Source organism: Streptomyces sp. AM8-1-1, from assembly GCF_032229325.1.
Classification (GTDB): Bacteria; Actinomycetota; Actinomycetes; order Streptomycetales; family Streptomycetaceae; genus Streptomyces; species Streptomyces achmelvichensis.
The window spans coordinates 6,560,927-6,574,567 of the sequence record NZ_CP135086.1 but is presented as its reverse complement, the minus strand read 5'-3'; the positions used below and the strand labels follow the sequence as shown (position 1 = coordinate 6,574,567).

General features: G+C 69.1%; 10 protein-coding genes. 2 read left to right on the top strand and 8 right to left on the bottom strand.

Annotated features, from left to right (window positions below; all coding sequences use genetic code 11):
* Window positions 1-29: 29 nt before the first annotated feature.
* The gene (locus tag RPQ07_RS29310; RefSeq protein ID WP_313947218.1) at window positions 30-1,148 is read right to left on the bottom strand and encodes a S1 family peptidase; all 1,119 of its coding nucleotides are present in this window, start codon (window positions 1,146-1,148) and stop codon (window positions 30-32) included.
* A 198-nt stretch (window positions 1,149-1,346) separates the two neighbouring features.
* Window positions 1,347-2,252: a slipin family protein gene (locus tag RPQ07_RS29305; RefSeq protein ID WP_313947217.1), complete on the bottom strand. Its 906-nt coding sequence runs from the start codon at window positions 2,250-2,252 to the stop codon at window positions 1,347-1,349.
* A 188-nt stretch (window positions 2,253-2,440) separates the two neighbouring features.
* Between RPQ07_RS29305 and RPQ07_RS29300 the strand changes: the two genes are divergently transcribed.
* Window positions 2,441-3,304 (top strand): alpha/beta fold hydrolase, encoded by an 864-nt coding sequence (locus RPQ07_RS29300; RefSeq protein WP_313947216.1) that lies wholly within the window; start codon window positions 2,441-2,443, stop codon window positions 3,302-3,304.
* 76 nt (window positions 3,305-3,380) lie between these two features.
* Here RPQ07_RS29300 and fxsT read toward each other — a convergent pair whose 3' ends face one another.
* The 5 genes from fxsT to fxsA all read right to left on the bottom strand — a co-directional run bounded on the left by fxsT (window position 3,381) and on the right by fxsA (window position 11,915).
* Complete coding sequence (gene fxsT, locus RPQ07_RS29295; protein WP_313947215.1) at window positions 3,381-7,325, bottom strand: FxSxx-COOH system tetratricopeptide repeat protein; 3,945 nt, start codon at window positions 7,323-7,325, stop codon at window positions 3,381-3,383.
* Complete coding sequence (locus RPQ07_RS29290) at window positions 7,309-8,673, bottom strand: TIR-like protein FxsC (RefSeq protein WP_313947214.1); 1,365 nt, start codon at window positions 8,671-8,673, stop codon at window positions 7,309-7,311. The genes fxsT and RPQ07_RS29290 overlap by 17 nt, the downstream gene beginning before the upstream one ends.
* An 82-nt stretch (window positions 8,674-8,755) precedes the next feature.
* Window positions 8,756-9,466, bottom strand: a complete 711-nt coding sequence (locus RPQ07_RS29285; RefSeq protein WP_391845296.1) for an aminoglycoside N(3)-acetyltransferase — start codon at window positions 9,464-9,466, stop codon at window positions 8,756-8,758.
* 58 nt (window positions 9,467-9,524) lie between these two features.
* Window positions 9,525-11,741 carry a radical SAM/SPASM protein FxsBH, inactivated beta-hydroxylase extension form gene (fxsBH, locus tag RPQ07_RS29280; protein WP_313947212.1) on the bottom strand — a complete coding sequence of 739 codons (2,217 nt, stop codon included), beginning with the start codon at window positions 11,739-11,741 and terminating at the stop codon, window positions 9,525-9,527.
* Window positions 11,742-11,750: 9 nt separating this feature from the next.
* Entirely contained in the window at window positions 11,751-11,915 is a 165-nt protein-coding gene (gene fxsA / locus RPQ07_RS29275) for an FxSxx-COOH cyclophane-containing RiPP peptide (RefSeq protein ID WP_313947211.1), read from the bottom strand.
* Window positions 11,916-12,145: 230 nt separating this feature from the next.
* On the opposite strand from fxsA, the gene RPQ07_RS29270 reads away from it, so the two are divergent.
* On the top strand, window positions 12,146-13,048 hold the full coding sequence (locus RPQ07_RS29270; protein WP_313947210.1) for a DUF4231 domain-containing protein: 903 nt from the start codon (window positions 12,146-12,148) through the stop codon (window positions 13,046-13,048).
* Between the two features lie 36 nt (window positions 13,049-13,084).
* Here RPQ07_RS29270 and RPQ07_RS29265 read toward each other — a convergent pair whose 3' ends face one another.
* Window positions 13,085-13,564, bottom strand: coding sequence for a hypothetical protein (locus RPQ07_RS29265; protein WP_313949068.1), 480 nt, complete (start codon window positions 13,562-13,564; stop codon window positions 13,085-13,087).
* Window positions 13,565-13,641 lie beyond the last annotated feature (77 nt).

Genomic DNA, 13,641 nt, shown 5'->3' with positions numbered 1-13,641 from the left:
CCGGGCCTCATGGCTCACAGAGTGGTGCGTCAGCCGATCTCGGCCCCGAAGGCCTGAAGGGCCTCGGGCACCGGCTGGAAGAAGGTCTCGCCGCCCGAGGAGCAGTCACCGCTGCCGCCCGAGGTGAGACCGACTGCGGTGTCGCCCGCGAAGAGCGAGCCGCCACTGTCACCGGGCTCGGCGCAGACCGTGGTCTGGATGAGGCCGTTGACGATGTCGCCGTTGCCGTAGTTCACGGTGGCGTCGAGGCCGGTGACCTCACCGTCGTGCACCTGGGTGGTGGAGCCGCTGCGCTGCACCTGCATGCCGACGGTGGCCTCGCCCGCCTTGGTGATGGCCTGCGAGCTGCCGTTGTAGAGGTTCACCTCGCTCGGGTGCTCGGTGCTGCCGCTGTACTTGACGAGCGCGAAGTCGTTGTCCGGGAACTGCGAGTCGACCATCTCGCCGATCGGAGCACCGCCCGCGGAGTCGGACCACTGGCTGCCGGCCTGGCCGCAGTGTCCGGCGGTGATGAAGTGGGGCTCGCCGTCCTTGACGACGTTGAAGCCGAGCGAGCAGCGTCCGCCGCCCGAGTGGATGGCGTCGCCGCCGGAGATGAAGGGCTTGAACTCACCGGCGGTCTTCTTCAGTTCCGCCTTGCCGCCCAGGCCCTTGACGACCTGGTTCAGCTTGGTCAGCGCCGCGCCCTTGACCGTACGGTCGGCGGTGACGACGACCTTGTTGGTGACCGGGTTGACCGCCCAGGAGGTGCCCGGAATGGTCGCCTTGGTGGTGAGGGTCTGCCGGGCGCTCTTCAGCTCGGCGAGGGTGTTCTCCACGACGCGTGCCTTGCCGCCGGCGTCGCGCACAGCCTTGGCGGCAGCGTCGTCGATGACGTTCACGATGAGCGTCTTGGCGTCGGCGTCGTAGTACGTGCCCGCCGCGTCGCCGCCCAGCTTCACGCTCAGCGTGTTGGCGAGGTTTCCGGCCGCGGTCGCCGACAGCTTCTTCGCGGTGAACTGCTCGGTGTTGTCACTGGCGTTCGCACTCTGGAAGGTGAGGCCCGCTCCAACGAGTGCGACGACGGCGCCGCCCGCTATCGCGGCTTTTCTCTTGGGATTGCGTCGGTGCTTCAACTTCAACCTCCTGTGGGGGCCGCGTCCCGACATGTGGGGTGTCGGAACACGGAGGATGGGGCGCCCACTATTCCGATACCAATCGGTAGCACACAAGGTCGACTTCAGGACGCGCACACGACAACGCGGAGGCGTTCACAACGCCTTCACAGCAAACGTCGACCCTGGTCATTCCGTTTCGCGAACAGCACATGTACGGCGAGCAATCACGCCGTGGGCAGTGGGTGAGGACTAGTCCTGTCCTGATTCCGACCCCTCGGGGCCTGTTGCCGGACCGACGGCAGGAGGAGAAGGGGCACTCGCGGGAGCAGAAGGAGTCGCCGGGGCAGGGGTCGCCGCGGGAGCGGGAGCGGGTTCGACAGGGGGGACCGGCAGCGGCTGCTGGGCCCGTTCGAGGAAGCGGAGCAGTTCCACCGGGAAGGGCAGCACCAGGGTGGAGTTCTTCTCCGCGGCGACCGCCACCACGGTCTGGAGCAGCCGCAGTTGCAGCGCCGCCGGTTCCTTCGACATCTCGCCCGCCGCCTCGGCCAGCTTCTTCGACGCCTGGAGCTCCGCGTCCGCGTTGATCACCCGGGCCCGGCGCTCACGGTCGGCCTCCGCCTGGCGTGCCATCGACCGCTTCATCGCCTCGGGCAGCGACACGTCCTTGATCTCCACCCGGTCGATCTGCACACCCCAGCCGACCGCCGGGCTGTCGATCATCAGCTCCAGCCCCTGGTTCAACTGCTCCCGGTTCGAGAGCAAATCGTCCAGATCGCTCTTGCCGATGATCGAACGCAGGGACGTCTGCGCCATCTGCGAGACCGCGAAGCGGTAGTCCTCGACCTGCACCACCGCGTCGGAAGGATCGATCACCTTGAAATAGATCACCGCGTCGACCCGGACCGTCACATTGTCCCGGGTGATGCCGTCCTGCGCGGGAACCGGCATCGTCACGATCTGCATATTGACCTTACGGAGCCGGTCCACGCCCGGGACTATCAGGGTGAATCCAGGGCCGCGTACGGATGGCCTGAGCTTTCCGAGCCGGAAGACCACCCCGCGCTCGTACTGCTTGACCACCCGGGCGGCCGCCATCACATAGACGACTCCCGCGCACGCGACGGTCGCGCCGGCCGTCACCAGTGCCTCGATCATCACGGGCCCCCCTGGGGTGCGATGCGGACCGGCATGCAGTGCCTCTTCGAAGGTAGCTCCCCCCTGGCCGCAAAGGGAGACCCGGTCACACGCTCTGATGGGTAATCATCGAACGGTTGGGGAATGCCAAAGGCTCACCTTGCTTGTACGGGGCACTCTTGTACGGGCACTGAACGAAGGGGGCGGGGGTGCGACGTCGGGTGCGCGCGTCGGACGGGCGGCATCTGGTGGTGGAGCGGCTGGGGGATCCACGCGGCAAGCCCGTGTTCCTGCTCCACGGCACACCCGGCAGCCGGCTGGGCCCGGCCCCGCGCGGCATGGTTCTCTACCAGCGCCGTACCCAGCTGATCGCGTACGACCGTCCCGGTTACGGCGGTTCGGACCGGTTGGCCGGGCGCTCCGTCGCGGATGTGGCCGAGGACGTCCGGGCGATCGCCGACGAACTCGGGCTGGAGCGGTTCGCCGTCGTGGGCCGGTCGGGCGGCGCGCCCCACGCGCTGGCCTGCGCGGCGCTGATGCCGGACCGGGTCACCCGCACCGCGGCGCTGGTCACCCTCGCACCCCGGGACGCGGACGGGCTCGACTGGTTCGAGGGCATGGCCGCGTCCAACGTCCTGGAGTACACCTTCGCGTCGGACGACCCCGCGGGGCTCACGGCACGGTTCATCCTGCGGTCCGCCGAGATCAGGAAGGACCCGATCCGGCTCCTCGACGATCTGCGCCGGGAGCTGACCGACTCGGACCGGATGGTCGTGGCGGACGCGGGCGTACGGTCCATGCTGCTGCGCAACTACCAGGAGGCGCTGCGCGCATCGGCGTACGGCTGGATCGACGACGCGCTGGCCTTCTGCAGCCCGTGGGGGTTCGACCCGGCCGACATCAAGGGCGAAGTGATGCTCTGGCACGGCGAGAAAGACGTGTTCTCACCGGTGGGGCACTCACGCTGGCTCGCGCAGCGCATCCCCGGAGCGACGGCGGTCCTGGAACCGACGGCGGCGCACTTCGACGCCCTGCACGCGCTGCCCCGGATCCTGACCTGGCTGCTGAACTAGAACCGACTTGTTCGGACCACCGCGCTCGTGCACCGGCAGGGCGAAGAGTTCGCCCTGCCGGTGCACGAGGACCGGCTCACACGGCGAGCGGCTCCAGGTCGCGGTGCACCCGGCGTTCGTCCCGCGCGATCCGCGTCAGCGCGTGATCCTCGCCCAGCAGCCTCTGGAGCTCCGCCACCGTCTCGGACCGCAGCTGCATCGCCTCGTCCTTGCGGCCGAGCATCCCGAGGGTGACCGCCAGGTTGGAGGCGACGCCCAGCACCTCCGGATGGTGGGCGCCCAGGACGTCCCGCAGCCGGGCCACGGTCCGCTGTTCGATCTCCAGGGCCTCTTCCAGACCGCCCAGGTCCGCCAGCGCGTTCGCGAGGTTGATCGTGCTGTAGAGAGCGTGCGGGTGGCTCTCTCCCAGCACCTCCCTCATCGTCCTCGTCACCTTGAGCAGCAACTGCTCCGCGGACTCCGGATCGCCGCAGCCCCACTGGAAGATGCCCAGGTTGTTGATGGCGGCGAGGGTGTACGGGTGCCTCTCCCCCGGCGCCTTCCGGTACTGGTCGACGACCTCCTGCGCCAGATCCCTGGCCGCGACGGGCTCCCCCGCGGCGAACAGGTCGGCCGCCAGGTTCAGGTCGCAGGCCAGCGAGTCCGGGTTGGCGGAGGTGTACCGGGCGCGGTAGCGGTTGCGGGTGGCCGTGGTCAGCCGCCGCGCGTCCTCGAGACGGCCGGCCCTGCGCAGCGACACCGCAAGAGACTTGGCAGCAGCCAGGGTGCCCGGGAAGGTCCGGCCCAGCTGCTCCTTGTACAGCTCGTAGGTCCGGCTGAGAAGCGTGACCGAGTCCTCGTAACGGCCGATCTCCCGCAGGTCCCGGGCCAGGTTCATGGCCGAGGACAGGGTGTACGGGTGTTCCGGGCCGAGCACCTCGGTGCGCCGGTCGAAGACCTCCTGGTCGATCTCACGGGCGCGGGAGTACTGGCCGACCATGCGCAGGTTCAGCGCAAGGTTGTTGGCGGCCGCGAGCGTCCGCGGGTGGGACTCGTGGAAGATCTGGCTGAATCCCTCGTGCGCCTCGGTCGCCAGCTCCATGGCCCTGCCGTACTGGCCCAGGGTGCCGAGGTCCATCGCGAGGCCGCTGGTGGTCATGTAGGTGTGCGGATGGGACTCGCCGAGCACGGCCTGCTGTCGCTCCAGGGTCACCTCGTCGAGCTCCTTGGCCTCCACGTAACGCCCCTGGGAGCGATAGATGTTGGAGAGGTGGAAGCGGAGGTAGAGGTACTGGAGGTCGTCGTTGCCCAGCATGTCGCGCCAGGTCTCGCGTACGTCGTTCGCGAGTGTCGCGGCGGTCATCCAGTCGCCGCGCTTCCAGAGGTAGCGCACGCGGTCGATGATCAGCCGGCGGGTCTCCGGCTCCTTGCAGTACCGGGCCTCCGAGGGGCCGAGGTGGGGCCAGATGGTGGCGAACCGCGCCCAAGTCTCGGGGTTGTCGATCGGCTCGTCGTCGTCGGGCCGGGCTCCCGCGAGGACCCGGTGGACGGCGTGCCGGGCGTCCTGCTGCTCCTCCTCCGTCAGCTGTGCCCGGATGACGGCCTGGACCAGCCGGTGCACCTGGATGCTGTTGGAGACCTGGTCGACCTTGGCCAGCGCGAACCGGCCGATCTCCCGGATGACCCGGCCGAGCACCAGCTTCTCCTGGAGGGAGGAGTCGTACGGCTTGAGCGCGTCGATCATCTCCTTGCTGTAGAGGAGGTTCGCGGAGATCGGCTCGGGTGCGAAGAAGGCGCAGAGCTGGAGGAGACGGACCGCCGCCGGTGAGCGCTCCTTGAGCCGCTCGATGGAGACGTTCCAGGTCGCGGCGACCGGCTCGGGGTATCCGGCGGGCTGATTGAGCGCGAGCACGCTCGCGGCCTGCTCCCTGAGCTGTTCCAGATAGGCGCTGACCGGGGTGGCGGTCTCCGCGATCCAGGCCGCGGCCTGCTCGACGGCGAGCGGCAGGTCACCGACCGCGGTCGCGACCTGGTCGGCCTCCTCGATGCCCAGTCCGCGGGCGCGCCGCTGGAGGTGCTCGATGGACTCCTCGCGCAGGAAGACGTCGACGGGCAGCGCGTCGCCGTACTGCGACCAGGTCTGGTTCCTGGAAGTGACGAGGATGTGCCCGGGCCCCTGCGGCGGAAAGAACCGCTTGAGCTGCTCGGGGTCGTCGGCGTTGTCGAAGACGAGCAGCCAGCGGGACGAGGGCACGCCGCGCCGCAGCAGGTCGATGGCCTCCTGCGAGGCGGCCGCCATGTCCTCGCCGCCCTGCGCGCCGAGCCGTACGGCGAGTTCGGCGAGGCCGGCGATCACGTCGTCGCTCTGTTCGGCGGAGATCCACCAGACCAGGTCGTAGTCGGCCATGAAGCGGTGGACGTATTCGAGGGCCACCTGTGTCTTGCCGACGCCGCCGAGTCCGTACAGCGTCTGCGGCTGCGGCAGCACGGCCGCCACCGCCATGCCGCCGCCGAGCTGGTCGCGCATCCGCTCCAGCACCACGGAGCGTCCGGTGAATCCGGGGTTGCGCGGCGGGGCGTTCCAGATCTTCGGGACGGTGCCGGGGAAGCGCGGGCCCGGCGATCCGCTGTCGGGGAGCTGGACGGGGCGGTCGAGTGCGCGCAACAGGGCGTTGGTCGCGTTCACTTCGTCGAGCCGGAAGAGGTCCACGGGGTTGCGGTCGATGTACGGCGTGGTGAGCCGCACATCGCCCACGCGGACCGGCAGCAGATGGTGCCGGCCGCCGCCGGGGTCCTCGGCCGCGGACCGCTGCCAGACCTCCACCGCCCGCGCGGACTTCAGATACGCGCTGGACAGCAGGACCACGGTGCGCGCGGCCTGTTCGGCGGGGTGCGTGTCGTCGGTGGCCGGGTCGCGCTCGGCCGAGACGTCACGCGGCACGACCCGGAACCCGGCGCGGGTGAGCCGGTACTCGACCCAGTCCGCCCACATCCGGTTCTCGGCGACATAGCTGAGGAAGAGGTCGGCGGGCAGGGCGGGCCGGCGCCGGGTGAAGGCGTCCCTGATGCGGAGTCTGACGTCCTCGCCGACCGTGGGCATCGAGGTGATCTGCTGCTCGGTGATGACGGTGGTGAGCCGTTCGAACGCGGACAGCAGGGAGTTGGTGAGCCCCGCCTCGTCGCCGAAGGTGGCCAGCGTCTCCTCGTACGCGTAGTACGGCCGGTACGGGATCTCCACCGCGCCCCAGTAGGCGGTGGACTCCTCGCTGTTCAGCCCGGTGGGGAAGCGGTCGAACTTCAGCCGGGCGAGCGCGCGTCCGGCGTCCGCCTTCTCCTTCTCGCCCTCGTCGATGCGCATCGGGACCGGGTAGATCTTGATGCCCCGGCCGCCGTACCGCTCGTCGATCTGCCGGGCCACCGAGGCAGCGCCGTCGATGGACTGGTCGCTGAGGGTGAAGCAGTCGACGAGTACGTCGGGCAGATGGACGGTGCAGATGTCGGCGATGTCGCTGAGGCCGGTACGGCTGTCGATGAGGACGTAGTCGTAGTTGGCCTTCATGTCCTCGCGCAGCGCGTCGAAGAACAGGCCGCCGCCGAGCCGGTCGTAGAAGTTGTCCCAGTCGAAGGTGGAGACGGTCGCCGAGTACTCGCGGTTCTGCTTGCCGGCGGAGACGAAGTCGAGCGTGCCGCCGTCCGGGAACTCCCAGCCGAGGCTCTCGGGGGTGAGCGAGACGGCGTGCGGCTGGATCCGGGCGTAGTCCGTGTGCCAGTCGTCACGGCGGCCGGTGTCAGGGGTTATCGCGGCCCAGGCGTACTCGGTGATCAGGTCGATCACACCGGTGGTGGCGCCGAGCGTGGAGGGGTCGAGGAACGGGTGGAAGAACCGGTGCAGGCCCGGTGCCTCCAGGTCCCAGTCGACGGCGAGCACCCGCTTGCCGTTCGCGGCGAGAATCCAGGCCGTGTTGGCCAGGGCCATCGTGCGGCCCGTACCTCCTTTGTAGGAATAGAAGGTGACGATGCGCCCGTCACGACTGGCTGTCATCCGTGTCCTCCGCATCGGGAACGATTCCACGCGTCTTCGGGGCGTACTGGGTGGTGCCGTGCTCGGCCATGGGCCCGCGGAGTCTGACCCGTTCGGTGCGTCCCGATCCGGGCGGCTGGGCGGGTGGATAGACCGCGGCGTGCCGCAGATACTCCTGGGCGGCCGATTCGACGACCTGCGGCAGGATCTGCCCGAACGCCTCCATGCTGAACACACCCCGGGCGGCCGCCCGGCAGGCGGCCCGGCCCTGCTGCATCTGGTGCGGCATCGTGCGCTCCAGCTTCTCGACGAGCGCGGCTTCGGATATCCGGCTCTGCGGGTCCTCGCGGTTCCACGGCACGACGACGCTCACCCAGGGCCGCGGCTGGGCGTCGAAGGCAGCGAGCCGCCCGCACCTTTCGTCGTCCTCCAGCGCCCAGCGGTCGACCAGGAGTATCTCCGGCCGGGTGGGCGGCAGGCTGATGTCCGGTGGCGTCTCGTGGTCGAACGACGAGACGGTGGCCTGGTAGTTGAGGGAGCGCACCAGGTCCTGGGCCATGTACGCCAGCGGTCGGGCGGAGTCCGGGTGGTAGGGGTTCCAGTCCTGCGACTGTTTGCCGTAGTAGTCGGGGGCCCGGCCCTCGGGCAGATCGTGGCTCGTGGGCGCGGCGACCGTCAGATGCATCGGACGGGGGCCGCCGGTGGGTTTGCCGAACGCGCTGGGTGCGTGCCGGTAGTCGACGGGGCTGCCGGAACCGACGCGCGTAGTGTCGGCGACACTGACGATCCGTTTGGCCAGTTCGTAGACGGCCGCCTCGTACTCCTCGGCGAATATCCGCAGCTTGATCAGACCGTAGAGGCCGTCGGTGACATAGCGGTCGCCGAAGGCGCGGTGATTGAACTGCAACCGCTCGGCGGGGCCGGGGAGTTGCTCCGGCGGCATCGGCACCCACAGCGCGGGCACGATCGCCTCGGCGGAGCGGTTGCTCTTGGCCTGGTGGTAGATGGCCCGTTGGGCGAAGGCGTACCACTCCTTGCCGCACATCTCGCTGGCGAAGTACCGCGGCGAGAACAGCGGCACGAACACCCGGCAGGTGGCGAGCACCTCACCGAGCCGCTCGGACCAGCCCTCTCCGGACCGGATCTCCCGGTCCATGAAGCCCGCGGGAGCGCCGGCGGGCAGATCCGTCATCGCCATGACATGACCGCAGAGGTCACGGAAGAGCCGTTCCACCCACATGTCGGGGTCCGGGCCGCCTGCCCCGTACCGCGGCGTATGCGCGTAACTCAGAAAGAAGTACGGCCGATGGTCAGCCGCCCGTTGCCCTGATTCCGACACACGACCCCCGTCCTGTGTGAACGCCCGCATCCACTGCCGGCATCGCTGAGAGATGCGAACTGATTAATCATTCCGGAGCCCGACACACTCCATCCCCCGGACGTTCAGTCAATCAACAGCGCTTTTCGGTCATCCAGCTCACTGCGTGGTCGACCGCGTCCTTGATCGAGAACAACCGCGCAGGTCTTCCGCCCAGTTGTCCTTTCTGTTCCATACCCCAGGTGAAGGCGGCACCGATCGCGTCGAAATCACTGTCGTCCAGTTCGACGTCCGTGTACTCCGTCCATTCCTTACCCCCACCCGGACGCTGCACCACACAACGGTAGGTGCGCAGAGGTGCTCCGGTCCGGTATTCGGCGAGATGGAACGAAGTGCACACGGCGAAATCCACATTGATCATCACAACGTGCGCCCCCGCGCGATAGAGCGCGCCGAGGGGTGAGTCCTCACCGAGGTGCGAGGTCAGCGGATGTCCGGCGAGCAATTCCGCGGCACGCCGCCCCACGGCCGCGAAAGAGGTCTGCGGATGGGAGCTGCGGACGGCCCCTTCGGCGGTCCGCACCGCCTCGGCCAACCGGCCCATCCCCTGGGCCGGCGTATGGACCGGGTCGAAGGCCGGCATGTCCGCCCGTAAGGCTGCCGACTGCTCGGGTGTCATGCCCCGCACCCGGGCGCGGTACGCGGGCGATGTGTCGGAGTTCCCGGCGGTGAACGCGGGCACCACCAGTGTGCCGTCCTCCCCCAGGGCCTCCAGCAGTGCGTCCCGCAGCGCCTCGGCATGCAGGCCCGTGGCGTGCAGCGAGGCGTGCACCAGGAGCGTCATGCCCTGCTCCACGCCCAGCTCACGCACCGCACGGGTCAGGAAGGACCGTTCCCCCGCATCAGCCACGGCCGCACTCCTTGCGCAGCTCGTCGAGGAGCCGGTGCCCGCTCACCGTGAGCTCCGGTGCGCTCTCCAGGGTGGTGAGGGCGCGCATGGCCTGATCTGCCCCCTCGGGGTCGAAGGGGGCGAGGCCCACCCTCTCGTACGCGCCCGCGAGCAGCTCGGACACCGGGACCTCCTCGTCCTGCCAGGGCGCGGGATGGCTCCACCAGCCGTCCTGTGCATGGAGATCGGTGACCTCCACAAGCGCGTGCAGTTTCGCCCGGCGGAAGCCGCGCAGCAGCGCGACCGCCAGTCCCCCGGCCGTCTCCGGCAGGGCGAGGCCGAGCGCTCCGAAGCCGTGCGCCCGCAGCGACGCCTCGCCGGAGAGGAGCGGGGTGAGCGTGCTCAGACACTCGCCGGCCTCCGCGGCCTGCTGCGGCGCGGCATCGGCCAGCACGGCCCAGGCCTCGGTCAGCCGCTCGTCCCAGACGGCCGTCGCGCGGGCGTCGAGCCGCCCGTGCACGGGTGCGCCGAAGCAGTCGCGGTACGGGTCGATGTCGTCCAGCCGCAGGAGCGGGACCCCGTCGCCGCCGAGCGTGCGCACGGGCCGCCAGTCGCTTCCCTCACCGTGCAGGCCATCGAGGCGGACAAGCCGCGACTGCCCGCCGTCGACGGCGACCAGGAAGCCCTCCTCGACGGCCCGCACCTCGGCGCTGCCGTCGTCCGCCGTGCCGCGCAGCCGTAATTCACCGAGGGTGGGCAGCCGGAGTCTGCCGCCTTCGTGCGAGAGCCGGACCGGTGTGGCGTCCCGCCCGGTGACGAGTGCGGCGGCGAGGTACGACGGGAGCCGCAGGGCGAGCGCGAGTGCCCCCGGCCGTTCCTCGCGCAGGGCGGACAGTGTGTCCTGGAGCCAGGTGTAGGTGTACGGGTGGCCGAAGACCTCGTCGAGCAGGTCGCCCCGGTCCTCCAGAGCGCAGGTCAACTCCCATGCCTCGGCCCAGGCCTCGCCCCCGCGGCCGCCCAGCTCCTCGTTGAGCTCGGCGAGAAGCGTGCGCGTCACGTCCTGGTGCTCGGCCATCAGCGCGCCCGGCTCGGTGACCGCGGCCGGCACGGCCCCGGCGCCGGCGCGCTGCTCGATACCGCGGATGAGCGCTTCGAGGTCGGCGCAGTACACGGAGGTGTTGTCGAAGTCGTTCCGCGAGCTGTAGCGGTGGGTGTAGAGGCCGCCGCCGCAGGAGCGGACGACCGGGCACCGGCGGCACGTGTCGCTCACTCCGGCCAGGCCCAGCTGGCGTGCCCGGACGCCGGGGTGGGCGGCGACATCGTCGAACGCGTGCGAGAAGACGTCGAATCCAGTGGCCGCCGCGCCGTCGTAGGCGCTCTTGAGCGAGTCGACCTGTTCCAGGGTGCCGTCGGTCTCGACGACCACGAGGTCGGTGGGGGCCAGGCCCAGTGACTCGGTGAGGCTGGGGCCGCCGGCGAGGGTGGAGAACACCGACTCGAAGAGCCGTACGGGAACCTTCCGGCCCTGTCCGTCCCAGCGGTCGTAGATCCTCAGCAGCCACTCGGCGTAGGCGGTGGGCGATCCGTCGGGGCGGGCCGGCGGGTCGTTCCAGGTGGCGTGCGGCAGGAGGAAGTCGATGCGCGGGGGTTCGAGCTCGGCGAGGGCGTCGTAGACGGCGACCGGGTCGTTGGACACATCGACGGTGCACAGCAGACCGAGGTAGAGGTGGCGGTAACGCTCTTCGCGGAGGAGATCGACGGCCCGCAGGACCAGGGGATGACTGGTTCGCCCGTCCGCGAAGCGGCGGTGGCGGTCGTTCGCGACACGGTCGCCGTCGAGGGAGATACCCACCTTGACGTCGTACGCGTCGAAGAGGTCGAGATACCGGTGGCTGAGCTGGAGGCCGTTGGTGTGGATCCGCAGATCGAGAGAGGCGACGGAGTCGAGGGCGGCGGTGAGCTCCTCGCAGATGCGTCGCAGTCGTTCGGGGCCCGCGAGCAGAGGCTCCCCTCCGTGCAGGATCACTGACACGGAGGGCAGGGCATGACTCTTGGCATGCTCGGCCAGTCGCAGAGCTGTCCAGGAAATGGCTTCGTCAGAGATTGCCTTGGGGCGGGTACGCCAGCTCTGATCAGCGTGTTCGTAGATATAACAGTGGTCACATGCAAGATCACATCTGCTGTGGACCTTCAATACGATCTCGCGGAATGGGACCAGGGGTCCAGTCATTCCGCCAGTCTAGAGCGCGGAGTTGAAGGAAGAGATACGCACGGTACGGTCAGCGGCGGCCGGCATGACCCTCGCCAGCTTCCTGGCGGCATCCCCACCACGGACATCGATCTGGGCCAACGGGATGCGGTTCTTCTTCGCAGCAGCGAATGACCGCGAGGTCTGCATCGTCATGGGGGCCGTCCTTGTGTTGTGTACAGCGCAGATACCACGCACCATTGCAGTGCCGGCGGCACGACTTTACTCTCATGGCGACCCTCAGCAACTCAAGCTGTGGTCGCGGAAGAGAAGAGTTGCATCACATTCTCGCAGCAGAGGGCGGAACGAGCGATTCCGTCTAAAGAGTGAAGGCAAAACTGCAGACAGGGGGGCGTATGACCGGGTTTACCGGCCCACTGCACAGCATGGTGTTCCGTAACACCGATCTGCCCGATCTCTTCCATCATTCGGATGCCATAGCCATATCGAGGCAACGTGAGGCGGTCGGCTCCACCCGCTACCAGCTGCTGCTCCTGGTCGTGGGAGCCGCCGTGGCGACGCTGCCGTCGTCCCTGAAGCTCGGCGACACGTTTCAACTCCCCGGCGCACTCAGCGCGTTGGCGTACATGGGGGTTCTCGTGCTCGGTTACCGTTCCTCACGCCGTCGAGCAAAGTCGCAGTGGCAACTCAACCGTTCCGCGGCCGAGTTCATCAAATCGGTGTGTTGGCGGTACTCCGTGCACGGCACCCCGTTCGACGCCCGGGCCACCGACGCCGACGAGCTGTTCGTCGCCCGGCTGGAGGAGGGGTTACGGGAACTGGTGAAGGTGGGCTGGGAGGACCCGCGCACGGGCGGGAGCGACCTCGCGGCGGCCGAACTCATCACGCCTGCCATGCGACGGCTCCGCGCCAAGCCCTACAGCGTACGCAAGGAGACCTACGTCCGGGACCGGTTGATCGAGCAACGCAACTGGTACCACCGCAGCGCCGAGATCTCCCGCCGTGCGACCCGGCTGTGGTCGGCGTCGATCGGACTGCTCACCCTGCTGGCCCTGTTCTTCGCGCTGCTGCACACCTTCTCACTCGCCGTGTCGGTCAACGTGGGCGGTCTGTTGTCGGCGGCCGCGGCGGCCTGTCTCGCCTGGAGCGAGATCCGCCGCCATCAACCCCTCATCGCCGCCCACTCGTTGGTCGAGGAGGACCTGGCCACGATGCACACGGCGATGGAGACCTCGGTCACCGACGCCCAATGGCCGTCCGCGGTGTACGAGACGGAACGCATCGTGTCGCCCCAGCACACGGACTGGCTGGTACGGCACGGGAGTTGAGCCGCCGTCGATGAAGCACCGGGGGCCTCGGCGTCATCAGCTGCGCCGCAGGCCCTCGCGCCAGATGACGGTCACCGGCTTTCCCCGGTCACGGGCGTAGCTGACGATGTCCGCCGTGCCCCCGAGACCTCGGGCCGGACAGCCGTCCCAGACGGCGAGCAAACGGTCGCAGTTGTCGGCGATGTAGGCGCCGGCGGCGTAATAGGCCTCGTCCGTCGAGTGCGGGAAGGCGAGCTGGATCTCGCGCGCGGCGCGGCCGCGGAGCTGCTGGAAACGGGCCAGTTCGCCGGGGTCGGTGAAGCCGTCCGCGTAGTCGCCGCTCGGGATGACCACGGTCAGTTCGGCGCCGCAGTCGAGGGCGATGTCCGCGAAGAGCTGGTCGGCGCCGACGGCGAGACTGGAGAGCGCCTCCATCGAGCCGTCGTGTCCGCAGAGCGCGGCGCGCATCACCGCGCGCACGTGGTCCCGGGCCTCGGCGGGAATGTCTCGGTGGCCGGTCACTCCGATGCGTTTCACTGCCACGCGACCCCCGTATCTCCCGCGCCCGACGCCCTGACATCGTCTCAGATGACAGAGCCGCGTCGAGCCCCCGT